This window comes from Nonomuraea antimicrobica, from assembly GCF_039536965.1.
Classification (GTDB): domain Bacteria; phylum Actinomycetota; class Actinomycetes; order Streptosporangiales; family Streptosporangiaceae; genus Nonomuraea; species Nonomuraea antimicrobica.
This window is the reverse complement of the sequence record NZ_BAAAZP010000145.1, coordinates 17756-34224: the sequence shown is the minus strand read 5'-3', so window position 1 is coordinate 34224 and position 16469 is coordinate 17756. Positions and strand designations below refer to the sequence as shown.

Sequence of the window (16469 nt, the reverse complement as noted above, 5' to 3'; positions counted from 1 at the left end):
TCGGGCAGCGTCGATGCTCGCCTCTCTAGCCAGGCCACTCAGGCTCATTGCTGGTCGTCCGAAGCGATACCGCCTGACTCTCTGACTCGCCGGCGAGTGAGATGCCGGTGAGGTTCGCTGGGCCGAGTCTGCCCGTTCTCGTGCCTATCTGCTGAGACCTTGTCCGCGATGGGGTTCGCTGCTGGAGCGAGGGTGGGGTGGCTGGTACTCCTGCGACGGGCCGCGCCGTTCGACGCTTCCGGGGGTTTGTCGGCCCGTCTTCTGGCTGGTGTTCGCGCTTGGTGCGGTGGCTTGTTCGGTCCGGATGGGTTGTTCGAGGTTGCGCTGGTCAGGGGGCAGGTCCATGCGGCGTACGGTTTCGCGTTGGATGGCGGTGAGTTCGCGCTGGGCGGCGGCTTGGGCGCGGCGGTGCTCATGAGCGCGCGTCCGCGCGAGGCCGACGTCGCGTTCTCGCGCTGCTCGGAGGGCGGTGTCAAAGGTGCTGGTCAGTTCGGTGTGGCGTCGTCGGATCTGTGGCCAGGTTGCTGGGGGTGGGGCCTGGGCGGCGGTTTGGCGGGCGGTCTCGTCCAGTGCCGGTGCCTGGGCCTGGATCGGCGCTAGTTGCTGGGTGAGGTGGTTCTGACGCTCGTGGAGGTCGGTAAGGGTGGCTGTCAGGTCTCGGCGGCGGGCACGGTGCCAGGGGCGTAGGCTGCCCAGTTCGCGTTCGATGGTGCGTTGTTGTCGGTGAAGTTGGGTCAGGCGTTGGCGGCCCTCGGCGATGGTCTGGCGGGCTTGCTGGAGGTGGTGGGCGGCGGCTTCGGCCGTCTCGATCCGGTGTATCTCTTCCTGGAGGGTGGCGTGCTCGGTCAGCAGGCGATGTTCGTGGTGCCCGCCGCCCTCGGTGGCCAGGCGGTGCATGCTCTGTTCGGCGGCCTCGGCGTTGGCTGCTGCGGTGGTGATCCGGTTGGCGAGTTGGCTTATGCGTTGGTTCAGCTTCGCGTTGGCCTGTTGGATGCGGGCACGCTGTACGGCGAGGTGAGCCTCGCGTTCGGCGGCCTGGAGTTCGGCGCGAGCACGCTCCAGCTCGGCATCTTGGCTCTGGGGCGCGTGGGCGGGCGGGATGGGGTGTCGTTGGTGGGCGATGGGGTCGGGTTCAGGGGTCAGGAGGCGGTCGGCGTGGTCGCCGTTGAGAGTGGTGGCGTAGGCGGCCAGGGCGCGCTGTAGTTCGTCGGCCGGGCTGCGGATGGGGCCGTGGCGGAGTTGGGTGGCTTCGCTTTCCAGGAGTTCGCGAGGGAGGTACAGGCGGGCGTTGTGCCGGTCGCGGCTCATGGCCGTGTATAAGGTGTGCGGGTCCAGGCCGAGGCCGTAGATGAGGCTGTACTGGCTGGTCAGGCCCTGGGCGGAGGCCACGGTCATCGCGGTCCCGTAGGACAGGCCGCCGGCCGCGATGTAGGAGGGGGTAACCCATTCGCGGGCCAGGGCGGCTCCGTCCGGGCCGGTCCGGCGCCATTCGACCTGGACGCCGCGCCGGGCGTCGATCGCGGTGATCTGGCCGCGGTAGCCGTTGAGCACGTCCACAGGGCCTTCGCCGCGGCGGGCTCGGTAGTCGTTCCTGCGCACCCGCACGTGGTCCCCGACGGCCAGGGCGATAGTGGCCCCACCGGCCAGACGGTAGACGCGCTCAGGGCCGGACAGCTCGCCCAGCTCGCGGCGGATCGCTCGGGCGGCCAGGTTGAGCCGACCGGCGGCTTCGTTGGTTCCCGCCAGCACCAGCACATCGGCCAGTTCGTCATGCACGACCGGTCCCCGGGCGGTCAGGTAGGGCTGCCGGGCGGTCGCCCAGTCGGCGATCAGCCGCGCCATCGTGTCGTCCGCGCCAGCCTCGGCGCGGACTCGGCCGCCCGCCGCCCAGGTGTGCAACGCCTGACGGCGTTGACCGGCCCGGAACAGCTCCAGCGCACGGCGTTCGAGGGGGTCGTGCTGGCGGCGGTTGTGCCGCAGTACCAGCCCGTCCACCTGGCGGTGGGTGGCGGCGAACCCGCCACCCACGCCGATCGCGCGCAGTTGCCGGGGATCGCCCAGCAGCACCACCTTGGTGCCGTGCCGTTCGGCGTCGTCCAGCAGCGTGGCGAGCTGACGGTCATCGGCCATGGCCGCTTCGTCGACCACCAGTACGTCCACTCCGGCCAAACCGGGACCGTTGCGGATGCGCAGCAGCCAGGTGGCGATGGTGTCAGAGCCGATGCCGGATTCGGCGCGCAGAGTGGCGGCGGCCACCGCCGCGGTGGCCGCACCCCGCACCACCAGTCCGCGGCTCTCGTACGCGGTGCGCGCGGCGGCCATCAACGTCGTCTTGCCCGCGCCGGGGACGCCGATGACCGCCTCCACCCCGTGACCCGCGCACAGGATGCGTTCCAGCACCGTTCTCTGCTCGCCGGTGAACGTCAGGTGGTGGCTGACTTGGAAGGTGTCCAGGGCCAGGCGGACGGCGTCGGCGTCGAGCACGGCCACACCGACCTTGTAGCGGCGGCGCACCGTGGCCAGCAGAGCCCGTTCAGCCTCCAAGATGTCGGTGCTGGTGTAGCGGGCGGAGTTGGACATGTGCCGGGCTCCGGCGTCGCCCAGGCGTACCGCCGGACTCAACGCCAGCACCTCATCAGTGAGCGTCTCCGCGTCGGCCAGGTCCGCCACACCATCGGGGAGAGCGTCGAGAACCGCGGCCAGCACATCGGCCCGGGTGACCTCCTTACGATGCGAGGTCAGTCCGCCTTCCGGCCGCCAGATCCACGCCGCGATCTCCGATGGAGAAGGCCGCCGGGGCAGCCGTGCGCCGCTGCGGCAGGCGTCGACCAGCGCGGAGCCGTCCAGCCCGGCCGCCGCGAGCTGGCGGTGCCAGTCGGCGCGCAGGTCGGCTTCGCCGGCGTCGGGCTTGCGCTGGCGGCTCTGGGCCGAGGCCACCTTGCGCGTCTCGCGCGAGGCCTCACCCACGGAGATGCCGAGCTTAGCCAGCACCTGCTTGACCTGGCCGTCGCGCTTGGAGAACAACATCCGCACCTCGGCCGGGACAGCCGCGATCTCCCACGCGCCCGTCTCCAGGTCTCGCGTCCAGGCGATCCCATGCTCCTCGATCAGCACCCGGCGTATCCGCGCCTTCAAGAAGGCGTCGGCGGCATGCGCGTGCCGGTACAGATCCCGTCCCCCAGACGCGACCGCCGACCACTTCCCGTCCAGCCCGCGCACCATGTTGGCGATAGTGAAATGCGCATGCAGGTGGGGATCCGGCGCCGCCGACCCCACTGGACGCGCGGTACGGTGCAGCATCACCCAGCCCAGCAACCCTGACGTCGCCATCTGACCGGCCAACCGGCCGTCGCCCTGGTGGCCCCGCTGCCCATAGGCGACCCACTGCTCCACCGCGGCGGCGGTCTCGAACACCGCCTTGCCGAAGACGGCCTCCAATTCGGCCGCGAAACGCGGGTCGGCCAGCCCGTGCAACACCGACACGCTCTTGGTCACGTCCAGAGTCAGGTCATAACCGCGATTGCCGACCCGGACCCGTGCGTCACGCCACTTACGCGCGTACGCCAACTCCTCCGGCTCATACACCTCGGCCAGATCGATCCCCACAGCGAAGGCCAGCCGGTCCAGATCCTCTATGCGCACCAGATGCGCCTCACCCTCCCGAACGACCCCGCGCGTCATCTGAGCCGCGCGCTTGACCATCGCCGGGCGGGCCGCCAGCAGATCCTCAACAGTAGTGCCGCGCACGGTGGCGATCGCCTCCAGCGCCTCCACGAACGGCGCTCCGGGCAGCTTGCCGCGCGGGTCCACCACGTGCCTGGCCGCCATCAACACCTTGCCGGTGTTCGGATCCCGGCCGTCCATCAACGCCCGCGCCTTGCCGTGCTGATCGGCCGTCAACCGGGTACCCGGCACGATCCCGACCTCACGCAGCCCTTCACCGACCCACACCAGAGCGCAGCCGCCGTCCAGCCGGTAGCCCACCTGCCCGTCAGGCTCCTCCCGCCCTTCCCTACCGTGCTCGCCAAGCTGCGGCACGCCACAGCCGGCACCCTCCTGCAACCGGTATTCCACCTGCTCCATGCAGGGGCCTAACACGTTGACCCACGCCACGCGAACCCCGTTCCGGACTACGGCAGCAGCGGTGAACGGCCTGGGGGCGCGTGACGGCAGGTGAGCCCCGATGTATCGCCGATACCTTCGTCCTTTACGACTGGACTTGTAAAATCTGGTAAATATACTTTGTTAGATGCTAATGGAAGACTTGAAGTATTTGAAGTAGCTTGTCGATGCAGTTGAAGCTGACGGTGCTCAACTGGAGTTATCGGATTCCGCCTTGGGCTCTGATCTCGGTGGTGCCGTCCATCTGTGCACCACCGACTTGGCTGGGGTACCGGGTGAGGCGACTGCGGCACCTCAGGTCTGCTGCGGTGCCGCAGTCAGTACCGCAACGCCCCCGATATCAGAGCGGTCGGCGATGGTGGGTGCCATGATCAGCGCTCGCGGCGCTCGCGGCCGCGAGCGTGGTCGCGAGCGCTCCCACCGCGGCCGCGCCGGCGAAGACGAAATCGATCCGGTGGGCTGACGTCGGCCGTCTTGTCCTGAAGGGCGGCGGTGGGCTCGCTCGCCAACAGCGGTAAGGCCACCTGCACTCACTGCATCTGCTAAGGCAGGCGTTGCGTCGCCACGGGAAGAGAGACAGAGTCGCAGTTCGGGCGCGACCGCCGGATGGATGCGTGCTTCAGTGCGGGGCCATGAGGATCTAGGGCGCTGGGTGGTCGCCTGTCGCAGGTTATGTCGTGGCGGCGAAGGATGCCCGCCGGACGAGCGTCCACCGATACATGCCGTTGTCGCGGTTGATGTCGATCAGTGACGCGCGGGTTAGAACGGCCGGAATGGTGATTGCGTGGCGGGCGAGGATCTCTCGGATAGGGGTTAGGGAGGCGCCGCTGGTGTGGGAGTAGGCGAGGCTCACGTGCGGGACGAACCCGTCTTCGGACTCTGGCACGCGGTCGGCTCCCCATATGTCGGCGATGCCGGCGCGCACGGCGCGCCGTATCGTGTCCACCACTTCGGTCGGCCGGACGGGCAAGTTGACGCCTTCGGGATCCACGACCGGCGGCCCCAGCGTGACGGTCACCGGCCCTATGGATGCGACGCGCTCGGTTACTGCGGCGGCGATCGCGTTCAGCGTGTCATCGCTCACTTCGTTGGTGAAGCCGATGCCTTGCATTGTCATGTGGAGCCATTCCAGCGGAATGGGGCCCAGCGCGCCTGTGGCTTCCAACTCGGGTTGGAGCTGCTGGGCGAACTCGTGGATCGCTGGTTGGTCCTCCACAAGGATGTGCCAGGTGTAGAAGGACCGGCCAGTGTGCCAACCTGGCCGCCACCACCAGTGGTTACGTGTCTCGTCCATGTCCAAGCGCTCGCCTTTCGACTTGCGAGGTGGTCGCCGCCCGGAAGGCGCCGATCGCGTCACTGATCCTTCTGCCATCCCTACTGCTACGCAAGGCCGGACGCAGCCGAGTGGTGATCTCGGCGAGTTGCAGGAGAAGCGGTGCCGGTCTCGCGTCGTCGGGAGTCTCCAGAACCGGTGACAGTTCCTCGCCTGCGGCGTCGAGTTGGTTGAGGTCGATGTGGGCGCGGACGACGTGCAGTTGAGTCATGCGCTCGGTGCCGATGTTGCGATCCGGCGCTGGTCGCGACTTTGAGATCTCCACAGCGCGTTCGGCCATCTTCAGCGCCATCGTGGGATCGGCGAGGACAAGATAGGCATCCGCCCAATAGCTCAGGGCTCTCTCTGGGGGGCAGCTCAGCACTCCCCCCGGGCACTGAAGTTCTTGCCCGGCCGGGATGTCTTGTGCACGGGCCAGCGTTTCACGCGCTTCGCGAAGCTTTCCTGCACGCGCGTAGTCGAGCGCCAGGGTGCTTGCGAGCATCACCTCGGTTTGCCCTCCGGCGCGGGTAGCGAAGAAGAGGCCGCGCTCCGCGTGGTGGGTTGCAGCTTCCAGATCGTCAGCCCAGTAGGCAGCTACCTGCCGCGTCTTACACACCCACGCGCGCAGGGCATCGTTCCCGGCCTCTTGCGCGAAATACCATGCGGTTCGCGTGTGGGCCGCAGTCGCATCAACCCGTCCCAGATCTGTGCTCGCCCAGCCGAGCATGGTCATGGCCCAACCGGCGATCATGTGCAGCTCTGTTCGGTAGCGCAATGGCTGGTGTCCCTCAAGAAGGAGGAGGGCCTCGTCTCGGATGCGCCGCATGTCCGCCAGTAGCTGTCCCATCGGCGTCTTCAGGTAGTTGTGCGCTGTTTGCTGGAGTTCGGTGTTCAGGCGGGCGATGGTGTCATCTCCGACGTTGCTCCGCTCGGCCTGGTTCAAAATCTTCGACGATTCTCTTGCGTAGAGGGACAACTGCTGGGCGGGGTCGAGGACGCGACGGTCTCTCAGGTCGGTCAGCGATGGACGAGATACCTCGGGGGTGCCTGGATACGGAGTTCTTGCTGTAGCTATGGGCTGGTATTTCGGGTAATTGTTGTCCAGTGATCGATAGTCGATCCGGTCGATTTCTTCTCTTTCGTCGCCTCTGTAGAGCGCATACTCGGCGCTAGTCAGCAGGCTCCGGGAGTGCGTCTGGTAGATACGGGCTAGGGCGTGCAATGCGGTCACGCTTGGGCGGCGTCCTCGGACGGGCCAGTTCTCGAACTGATAGATCCGAGATTTGACCATGGTGGCTTCGCCGGCGTCGAGTTCGTTCCATCGATCGGCCACGTCTTGGAGGCTGAGGTCGTGGGCCCACCTGAAAGCCTGCCGGGGCGTGATTTCTGGATGGTCCGTTTCCCACACGGCTGCGATGTGTTCCCATGTCAGCCCGCGTATCCGTAGCTGATGCGAGCGGAGCGTCCGCTGCTGCCGCTTGGGAGTGGTAGCCATGGCACATCCTTTGTTGATGGAACGCCTTGACCTTAAAGGTAGCGCTCACCAGCAGGCCCACAAGTAGGTAACTTTCGCGCTTCGCTGATGACATCAGTGCAGGTCAGCCCCCATGCATTGCGTTAACTTTTTCGGCTCTCTCCACAGTCCGCATCTGAGCGTTTACTGGCTCTAGCTAGCTCTTTCCGCACATGAACGAGGCGATCGATCTCGTTCGTATTCCTGCCTGCTCTCAGTCCAACCGAGGACGCTGATGACTGCTGACCCCACCACATCGCCTCCGTCTGGGGTGGACCCGAACACACCCAGCATCGCCCGCGTGTACGACTACTACTTGGGCGGCAAGGACAACTTCGCCGCCGATCGGGAGTTGGCCGAGCAGGTGTTGCTGGTGGCTCCGAACGCTCGCGCCACCGCACGGGCGAACCGCAACTTCCTGGTACGCGCGACGGAAGCCGTCGCCATGGCGGGCATCCGGCAGTTCGTCGATCTGGGCACCGGTATCCCCACGTCGCCGAACGTGCACGAGGTGGCGCAGCAGATCAAGCCGTGCGCGCACGTGGCCTATATCGATAACGATCCGATCGTGCTGTGCCACGCTCGCGCCCTGCTGGCCGGAACCCGGCCAGGTGTAATCGCGATGGAGGGTGACGTGCGTGCTCCGGAGCAGGTCCTTGACCACCCCCGGCTGCGTGCTCACATCGACTTCGCCCAGCCGGTGGCGATCTTCCTGGTGGCCATGCTGCACCTGCTGACCGACGAGGACCGCCCGGAACAGTTGGTGAAGACCATCAGTGAACGGATGGCGCCGGGCAGCTACCTGGTCTTGTCGCATCTGTGGGACGACCCAGACGGTGTCGGACGGGCTGGGGCTGACGCGTACGCGCGCCGGAAGGCCAGTTCTCCTGTCGTGCCGCGGACGACGGAGCAGATCCAGCGGTTCTTCGACGGTTTCGAGTTGGTCGAGCCTGGCCTGGTGTTTTTGGATCAGTGGCGACCGATCGAAGACATGATCAACGCGGGTGCCGACGACCGGCTCTGCCTGTGCGCTGTGGGACGGAAGCCGTGAGCGCCCGTCGGCACGACAGGCGCCGTCCAAGAACCTGGGCGGCGGGCCGTGTCCCACATCTTGTCTCGCGCCCCGGGGACGAGCCCCGTTCCTCTCCCCGGGGTGCGAGACAGCCAACACCTTCTTCCCCGAAACCTCTTGGAGGCACCGTGAGCGACTTCGCCGCGTTGCAGGAGCTGCCCGGCTCTGTGCGTGACCTCATCGTGCAAGGGCACACCGGCCCGATCAACCGGGTCCAGCCGGTCGGCACCTGTCGGTCCGGCCTCGCTCTGCATGTGCACGGCGCGTATCAGGAGGTGTTCCTGCGGGCCACCGCGCTGAGCAGTCCGGACCTGCCGCTTTTCAGGCGGGAGCGGTCGGCGAGCCTGAGCCTGCCCCTGGACACCCCGGCGCCGCGCCTGCTGTGGAACACGGAGGTGGACGGCTGGCTGCTGCTGGCCTACGAACTCATCAACGACAACGCCGACCACGTGTACCTGTCGCCCGACCCGGAATCGATGGACGTGCCGCTCGTCCTGGACGCCGTCCAGCGGCTGGGCAAGATGCTCACCCCGTGCCCGGACGAGCGCGCCCGGCCGCTGGCCGATCTCATCGTCAGCATGTGGACGATGGCTAGCCACATGCTCAACAAGACGCCCACCCTCCTTCGCGGGCGGGACCTGTTCGAGACCGCGCTCCAGGACTTCGACCCGGAGTCGTTGCACGGCGACACGCTGCTGCACGGCAACCTGGGCACGCGGCATCTGCGCATCAAGGAGGGCCTGGTCTACGCGGTGGACTGGTCGCAGGCGTGCAAGGGTGCCGCCGGGGCCGATCTGGCGTTTCTCGCCCCTCATCTCGTCGAGGCGGGGCACAGCGTCGAGCACACCGCAGCGCTGCTGGCGAGCGTTCCCGGGTGGAACGAGTTGCCGGCCGTCCAGGTGGCCGGGCTGACCGCGTTGTGGACGCTGGCCCGGCTGTACGAAGCCGAGCACGGACACCAGGCCCGTCGCCCCGAACAGACCCGTCTCGCTCACGCTGGCCGTACCTGGCTGGCCCACCTGCTGACCAGGCTCTGACCCGGAGCCTGGTCACGACCGGCGCGGCAACCCGCATCGGCGCGGCCCCACCCCCGCGGGAGCCGCGTTGTGCCGCGCCCTCGTGCGGGGTGTGCCCGGTGTTGTCTTCCCCGCCGCCCCGCACCTTTGGCGCAGGCCGGAACTTTCGCAGCCGTTCCGGCCTGCGCCATCGACCTTCTCACTCGTCCAGGAGACACCGATGTTGACGCGCGATCTCCAAGCCGCCGCTGACGAGATAGCGCGCGGGCACGCAGCCGACCTTCAGCGCCGCGCCCGCGGCTGGTTCGTGGTCATGTACTCGCTCTACTGGCGGCGCCTGGTCGCCATCTACACGGGCCACAGCGATCACGGCGTCCTCTTGCACGCGGCATCCCCCGACGAGCTGTGGCAGCAGATGAACCGCGTGGCACCGCCCGACTGGCAGGCAGCCGACCTCCCTGCGCTGTCCTCGGCGGGGCTCGCCACTGTCGCAGGTAGCGGTTCCAAGCTCCCGTTGTCCACAACTGCCCCGGATATCCGGCTGGGGTGATCGCCAATGAACCCGACAACTGTCGCCCACCTGCGGCTCTCCACCCTCCGCAGGCTGAACCCGGCCTGGGAGATCATGCGCGGCACTGATCCATCGGGTCGCGAGTGCTGGCAGGCAACGCTTCGTGTGGAGATCACTCAGCCTATGAGGGATGCCGGGATCGTCGAGGTCGTACGGCAGCCGGACTTCCTCTCGTTCTACGGCGCGCTGCACCGCCAAGCGGCGATCTTTGTCCCCTTCAGCGCCGGCTACCTGATTGCCCGGCCCCGCACGCGTGCAAGGTGAGAGGAGCCTGGATGGATCTCGTCATCCTCGTCCATGGCAACCCGTGGAGCCCTGACCTGCCCGACGACGCGGCCCTCCGCCCAGGACTTGTTCGAGGGTTCGCTCTCGCGCGCCGAGCCGCGCGACGACTGACCGGTCGCTGCGATGTCAGCGCCTGCACTGCCAGCGTGGCCACCGCCGACTGCCTCGACGCTGCTCGCCACGCCAGCAGATCAGCCCGGGTCGGCGCGGTACCGGTAGCGCAGCTTCCATTGGAAGGTTGGCAAGACGTAGAGGTTGACCTTCACCGGCTGGTCGTCGCGGGTCAGTCCCAGGTGGAAGATCTCGTAAACCCGCTGGTCGGGTGTCATGCGCAGGAAGCGTGCCTCTTCGTTCGTGGGCGGGCGGACGTCGACGTCTTCTTGGATGTCGACCTGGGCGTGGCCGAGTTCGGCCAGGCGGCTGCTGATCCCGCCCACGCCCGGGTCGCGCTCGGCCATCGGGGTGCCTTCCGCGATCGTACGGGGGAGGTAGGTGGTGACGATCTGGATGGGCACGTCCTCGGCGTACATGTGCCGGGCGCGGATGATGACGCTGTCGCTGTCGGGGTCGACGCCCAGGACCTCGGCGACTTCGGCGGGCGGGCGGCCGGGGCCGATGGTGGTCTGGTTGTCCAGGGCGTAGCCGAGCTGTTCGAGTTCGCTGGCGAGCGAACCGCGGGCGCCGCCGCGTTCTCGGTGGGCGCGGCTGTGCCGTGTGGCTGCGTTGCGCAAGATGGGCGGCAGCTTGTGGACGTAGGTGCCGACGCCCATGTGCACATAGACGAGCCCCTCGGCCTTGAGGATCTTCAATGCCTTGTTGACCGTGGCCCGGTGGACGCCGAGTTCGTCGGCCAGGGTGTCTTCGTTGGGCAGCAGCGAGCCGCGCGGGTAGATGCCGTCGTGGATGGATCGGCGGATGGTGTCGGCCACCTGGCGGTAGCTTGCCGTGCTCGTCACGCTCTCACCTTACCGATAGTACGTACTACTTACTCGTTGACCCCTCAAGCCTCAAAGACTATGCAGTATGTAGTACATGCTCTGCGGTGGGCGCTTCCGCCCTCAAACCGTTGCTCGCACGGCCACGCCCGCCGATGTGAAACCCCACGTCAGGAACCCCCAACACACGACAAGGACCAGAGGACATGAGTATTCCAACCATCCATCAGACCCTCACAGGGCAGGCCACCACGGTCGGCACGGAAGCAACGTTCGACCCGTTCGACCTCGACATCACCTTCATCGAGAACACCCCGGCCGCCGAGACGGTGTTGCTGTGCAGCACCGGCGACAACTGCGGAACCTCGTGCCCGAGCGCCTGCCCCACCTCGTAGAGAAAGCCTGACCCGCGGGCCGGAGGAGAGCCAGCCCTCCGGCCCGCATGCCCCTTTTCCTGCCGAGACGGAGGTGCGGCGATGACGCGCTTGCGGCGCAGCCTGTACCGAGATGCTGGCGGCACGATGCTGCGCGCCGCGGTGAACCTCGCCGGGCCGCACCTGCCGCCCTGGCCGGGGCCCGCTGCTCCGCTCGAACGCTGGCGTTCGTGGCTGGCCGCGGTGTGGGCTGATGACATCTTCCAGCAGGCTGTGTCCGGCGCCAGCCCGGACCTGGCCCGCCAGGTCCGGGCGATCCTCGACGGGCGCTCGTCGAAGGTACGCCGGGTACGCCGGGCGGCACTGGCCACCGCCCGGTACGCGATCAGGTACACCCGCCGGTCCACCCCGTTCGGTCTGTTCGCTGGTGTCACGCTGATCGAGCTGGGCGGCGGGGCCGAGGTGCGGTTCGGGGACCAGCACCAGGCCGTCACCCGGCCCGACCCGGTGGCGCTGGACGCGGCGATCACGGATTGGGAAGCGGACGGCCAACGGATGGCCGACGTCGAAGTCTGTGTCAACACCCTGGCACGCCGGCAGGGTGGCCGCGTCTACGTCCCGTTCGAGGGGGTCTCGGAGTTCTCCCTCGCGCTGACGCCCGCGATCACGCTGGTGCTCGACGCGGCCCGATCGCCGATCCGGTGTTCGGAGCTGGGCGACAAGCTCGCCGCCGAGTTCCCCAGCACGCCCGGCCGCCAGCGGACCGGGCTCCTGGCCGAGCTTCTGCGGGTGCGGCTGCTGCGGTCATCGCTACGCGCTCCCGCCACCGTCATCGATCCTGCCGGCGCGCTGCCGCCCGCCTTGCGGACAGCCGTCCGCGCAAGTTCGGCGGTGGATCTGCGGCTGGACGCCACAGTGCGGCTGTCAGAAGCGGTGCTCACGGAGGCGGAGACTGCCGCCACGGTCTTGACCCGGCTCGCCATGCATCCGGCGGGAACGCCGGCATGGCGCCGCTACGCCGAGCGGTTCACTGACCGCTACGGCGACGGCGCCGAGGTGCCGCTGGAACTCGTCATCGACCCCGACAAAGGGTTGGGTCTGCCTGAAGGATTCGGTCAGTTGGCCGAGTCTCCCCGCCCGATGACCCTGCGGGACCGGCTCCTGCTGGAGATGGCTGGCACCGCATCTGTCGAGCGCAGCCGGTCCGTGGCCCTGCCCGAGGAGACGATCGAACGCCTGGAAGCGGCGGGGGAGCCTGCGGTCACTCCGCCCCATATCGAACTGTGCGCGCAGCTCCATGCGGCCTCGATTCGGGCTCTGGACCGCGGAGACTTCCGGCTCCGGGTGATCACCGTCTCCCGCGCCGCCGGTTCGATGACGGGCCGGTTCTGGCATCTGTTTCCCCACACCAGCACCGCGTACGCCAGCTTGGCCACGGTCGTACCCGGCGCCGAGCTGGCGCAGTTGTCCTTCCACGCCGGTCGCGTCCACGCCGACCTGCTCACCCGCGCCCCGCAGGTGCTGCCGAGGCTGGTCAGCGTCGGCGAGTTCCGGAGCCCAGACAAGGGCGTGCTGGGCCTGTCTGATCTGGCTGTCGGAGTCCGCGACGGCCGTCTCTATCTGGCCGAGGCAGCCACGGGGGAGCGGCTGGAGCTGCTCGCGCCGACCGCGCTCAACTTCGTGTGGAACAACTACACGCCGCCCCTGGCCCGGTTTCTGGCCGAGATCAGCCGCGCCCACACCGCCCAGGTGACCTGGTTCGACTGGGGCGCCGCCTGGATCCTCCCGTTCCTCCCCACGCTGACCTATCGGCGGTCGATCCTGACCGCTGCACGCTGGAAGGTGCGCGGCCGGGACCTGCCCGGCCGCGCTGCCACGTTGGACGAGTGGGCCGTCCGGCTGCACGCCTGGATGGGCCGGTTCAGGGTGCCGGACCGTGTGCTCCTGGCCGAGGACGACCAGCACCTGCCGCTCGATCTACGCCAGGACATGCACCTGGATCTCCTGCGTGTCCACCTCGACGCCAGCCGTACCGGTGTCGCGGTCCTGTATGACGCGCCACCACCGGACGCCGACGGCTGGATCGGCGGACGGGCCCACAGCCTCGTCATCCCGCTCAAGGCACGCTCATGAACGCGCCAGTTCCCAGGACGCAGGACCTGTCCGAGGGCATGCTCGGAGTGGCGCTGCTGCACATCGAACGCGGAGATCTCACCTCTGCCCGCGACACCTTGAGGCAGGCGGTCGCGAGTGGCGTCAGTGCCGGTGGCAACGCATCGCTGTTCCATGGCGCCCCAGCGCTCGAGTTCGTGCTCGGCCGCGCCGGACACGCCGACAACGCGGTGCGGGACGTCGTCGACAGCGTCGTGGCCGCCCGACTGGAGGCGGCACGCAGGCGGCAGGCGTCCGGGGCGCTGCCGCGACTGGCGGAGTTCGACCTCATCCGCGGGCTCACCGGGCTGGCCGCGCTGCTCCTGACCCGCGCAGACCCGCCGCCGCTGCTCGACCAGGTCCTGGCTCACCTCGTATCGCTGACACAGCCGGTCGACGTTGGTGGCAGGGCCTTGCCCGGGTGGTGGTCGATGGACGGCCCCGGGCATGAGGAGATACCCGGAGGCCACGGGAACAACGGTGTCGCGCACGGCATCGCCGGCCCTCTGGCGCTCCTGTCCCTCGCCGCCCGCCACGGTGTCCAGGTGCCGGGGCAACGCGACGCGATCGAGGTGTTCGCGCGCTGGCTGGACAGGTACGGCTGCCGCAACTGGATCACCCTCGGCGAGCTGACCACGGCCGACCCTCCCGAGCCGATGCCCGCACGACCGTCCTGGTGCTACGGCCAGCTCGGCATCGCCCGCGCCCAGCAGCTAGCCGCGCTCGCCCTCAACGACCCCGCCCGCCAGCACAGCGCGGAGAACACCGTCATGAGCGTGCTGACCGACCCGGCATGTCTCAGCCGGATCACCGACGCCACGCTGTGCCACGGCTGGGCCGGTCTGCTGGCCATCGCCCGCGCCATGGCCGGCGACAGCCCCGCACCGAAACGGTTCTCACCGCTCATCGACGACCTCACCGAACGCCTGGCCGCCGACCTGGACCGGCTGCCAAAGCCTGGATTCATGGAAGGCCGCGTCGGCGCCCATCTGGCGTTAGGCGGCACGAACACGACCGGCTGGACCAGAGCCCTCCTGATCACCTGACCCCGCGATAAGGAGCCCTACAGGTGGACGACGAGCACCTTCCGATCACCACCCACACGAGGTGGTGGCACGCCACCGTCTCCCTCCCCGACGTCGGCATCACGCCGGAAGCCGCCCGTGTGCTGTCGGCTGCGCTGTCCGGCCACCGCTTCCATTTCCTCCGCAAGGACAGCGGCCTCCGCCTGCGCACCGAGCAGCCCGCGGCGGGCCTGCTCGACCAGCTCGCCGCCGACCACATCGTGGCCAACTGGGTCGGCGGAATCTACGAGCCCGAGGTTCACGCCTTCGGCGGCCCCGAGGGGACGGTGGTCGCCCATGACGTGTTCTGCGCCGACAGCCCCGCGGCTCTGGCCGAAACCGGCAGCCCGAACGCCCGGGAACGCTGCGTCCTCCTGCTGTCGGCGATGCACCGCGCGGCAGGCATGGACCCGTTCGAGATCGGCGACGTCTGGGCGAAACTCGGCGACCTGCGGCCACCCGTCACCCCGCCCATCGGCCCGTCCATCGACCGGGCGATCAGCGCGATGCGGCGTCTGATGAACGCCGACGCCGCCCAAAGGCCGGACGCCGAGCCCGGCTGGGCCGAGCGCATCGCCGCGTTCGAGGAGGCCGGACGACGGCTCAGGCTGCTGGCCGCCGAAGGACGGCTGACGCGGGGCCTGCGCGCCGTACTCACCCACCACGCGATCTTTGCCTTCAACCGCGCCGGAATCCCCGCCGGCCAGCAGGCCGCAACCGCATGGCTCGGCAGTCAAGCCGCCTTCACCGAATGGGCCGACGTGTCCACCCGCCGTACCACCCCGCCGAACCGTAACCTCACCCGAATGGAGACCACTATGACCGCCACCGACCCCACCGAGCCCACCGAGCTGCGGGAGGCGTACGTGACCCGCCTCATCGAAGGCGGCCACCTGCACGCCCCCGACGTCATCGCCGCGTTCCGGGCCGTCGAACGGCACCGTTTCCTCCCAGGCGTCGACCCCCAGGCGGCATATGCCGAAGACGCCGTGCCCATCAAGCACGACAAATCCGGCGAAATGATCTCCTGCATTTCCGCGCCCTCCATCGTCGCCCTCCAGCTACAGCAACTGGACGCCAGGCCCGGCCACAAGGTCCTGGAAGCCGGAGCCGCCACCGGCTACAACGCCGCGCTCCTCTCCCGGCTCGTCGCCCCCCAGGGCCACGTCTGGACGGTCGACGTCGACCAGGACCTCGTGGACCGAGCCCAGAAGAACCTCGCGAACGCCGGCGCCTCGAACGTCACCTGCATCCTCGGCGACGGCGCGGCCGGCCTTCCGGAACACGCCCCGTTCGACCGCATCCAGTTCACCGTAGGCGCCGGCGACGTTCCCCTGCCGATCCTCGACCAGCTCGCCCCCGGCGGACGACTGGTCCTCCCGATGCGGATCCGCGGCAGCATCTCCCGCAGCTTCGCCTTCGAACGCGACGGCGACACTTGGAGAACCGTCTCGTGTGAGATGGCCACGTTCGTCCCCCTCCGCAAGGGCGTCTGCGACGACATCTACACCCGCGTCCCCATGGCCGGAGAAGGGAACGTCCACGTGGAGACCTTCAGCGAACAGGACGTCGACCGAGACGCGATCCGCACCGTCCTCGACCAGCCCCCCACCAAGATCTACACCGGGGTGAACTTCCGCCAGGGCAACCCCTTCGAATGGGTGTACCTCTACCTCGCCGCGGTCCTGCCCAACGGCCTGTCCCGCATGCCCGGCTCCCGCCCCGGCTTCCACCCCCACTTCGCATGGGGATCGATGGCCGCGCTCGACGGCGACAGCCTGGCGTACCTGACCATCCGCGAAGGCGAAGACGAGCAGAGCAGGTTCTGGGAACTCGGCGTCATCGGCCACGGCCCACGCGGCGCCTCCCTCGCCGACCAGGTCACCGCCGGGATCACCGACTGGCACCAGGGCTGGGGCCACAACGCGCCCGAACCGCGCTTCCGCATGGCCGTCGGCAACGCCCGCGACCACCTGACGGCCCACGACGACCCACGCTTCATCATCGACAAACCCAACAGCCGACTCGTCATCGACTGGCCGTAGAAGGGG

12 protein-coding genes are annotated in these 16469 nt (G+C 68.4%); 8 read left to right on the top strand and 4 right to left on the bottom strand.

Annotated features, from left to right (window positions below):
* Window positions 1-144: 144 nt before the first annotated feature.
* The 3 genes from mobF to ABD844_RS35945 all read right to left on the bottom strand — a co-directional run bounded on the left by mobF (window position 145) and on the right by ABD844_RS35945 (window position 6932).
* Window positions 145-4083 carry a MobF family relaxase gene (gene mobF, locus ABD844_RS35955; protein WP_344888048.1) on the bottom strand — a complete coding sequence of 1313 codons (3939 nt, stop codon included), beginning with the start codon at window positions 4081-4083 and terminating at the stop codon, window positions 145-147.
* A 709-nt stretch (window positions 4084-4792) separates the two neighbouring features.
* Complete coding sequence (locus ABD844_RS35950) at window positions 4793-5416, bottom strand: 2'-5' RNA ligase family protein (protein ID WP_344888168.1); 624 nt, start codon at window positions 5414-5416, stop codon at window positions 4793-4795.
* Entirely contained in the window at window positions 5400-6932 is a 1533-nt protein-coding gene (locus tag ABD844_RS35945; RefSeq protein ID WP_344888046.1) for a tetratricopeptide repeat protein, read from the bottom strand. Before ABD844_RS35945 ends, ABD844_RS35950 begins: the two co-directional genes overlap by 17 nt.
* A gap of 253 nt (window positions 6933-7185) precedes the next feature.
* Here ABD844_RS35945 and ABD844_RS35940 point away from each other — a divergent pair, with 253 nt between their 5' ends.
* The 4 genes from ABD844_RS35940 (at window position 7186) to ABD844_RS35925 (ending at window position 9873) form a co-directional block, all read left to right on the top strand.
* Window positions 7186-8001 carry an SAM-dependent methyltransferase gene (locus ABD844_RS35940; protein ID WP_344888043.1) on the top strand — a complete coding sequence of 272 codons (816 nt, stop codon included), beginning with the start codon at window positions 7186-7188 and terminating at the stop codon, window positions 7999-8001.
* A 149-nt stretch (window positions 8002-8150) separates the two neighbouring features.
* Complete coding sequence (locus tag ABD844_RS35935) at window positions 8151-9059, top strand: phosphotransferase family protein (protein WP_344888040.1); 909 nt, start codon at window positions 8151-8153, stop codon at window positions 9057-9059.
* A 199-nt stretch (window positions 9060-9258) separates the two neighbouring features.
* Window positions 9259-9588, top strand: coding sequence for a hypothetical protein (locus tag ABD844_RS35930; protein WP_344888037.1), 330 nt, complete (start codon window positions 9259-9261; stop codon window positions 9586-9588).
* Between the two features lie 6 nt (window positions 9589-9594).
* Complete coding sequence (locus ABD844_RS35925) at window positions 9595-9873, top strand: hypothetical protein (RefSeq protein ID WP_344888034.1); 279 nt, start codon at window positions 9595-9597, stop codon at window positions 9871-9873.
* 212 nt (window positions 9874-10085) lie between these two features.
* Here the strand turns inward: ABD844_RS35925 and ABD844_RS35920 are convergent, their stop codons facing one another.
* A complete protein-coding gene (locus tag ABD844_RS35920) occupies window positions 10086-10850 on the bottom strand; it encodes a GntR family transcriptional regulator (RefSeq protein WP_344888031.1) in 765 nt (254 codons plus the stop codon).
* A gap of 185 nt (window positions 10851-11035) precedes the next feature.
* On the opposite strand from ABD844_RS35920, the gene ABD844_RS35915 reads away from it, so the two are divergent.
* The 4 genes from ABD844_RS35915 (at window position 11036) to fxlM (ending at window position 16463) form a co-directional block, all read left to right on the top strand.
* Window positions 11036-11224, top strand: a complete 189-nt coding sequence (locus ABD844_RS35915; protein WP_344888028.1) for an FxLD family lanthipeptide — start codon at window positions 11036-11038, stop codon at window positions 11222-11224.
* A gap of 81 nt (window positions 11225-11305) precedes the next feature.
* Complete coding sequence (locus tag ABD844_RS35910) at window positions 11306-13336, top strand: lantibiotic dehydratase family protein (RefSeq protein WP_344888025.1); 2031 nt, start codon at window positions 11306-11308, stop codon at window positions 13334-13336.
* On the top strand, window positions 13333-14400 hold the full coding sequence (locus ABD844_RS35905; protein WP_344888022.1) for a lanthionine synthetase C family protein: 1068 nt from the start codon (window positions 13333-13335) through the stop codon (window positions 14398-14400). Before ABD844_RS35910 ends, ABD844_RS35905 begins: the two co-directional genes overlap by 4 nt.
* 23 nt (window positions 14401-14423) lie before the next feature.
* Window positions 14424-16463, top strand: coding sequence for a methyltransferase, FxLD system (gene fxlM / locus ABD844_RS35900; RefSeq protein ID WP_344888019.1), 2040 nt, complete (start codon window positions 14424-14426; stop codon window positions 16461-16463).
* Window positions 16464-16469: the final 6 nt, after the last annotated feature.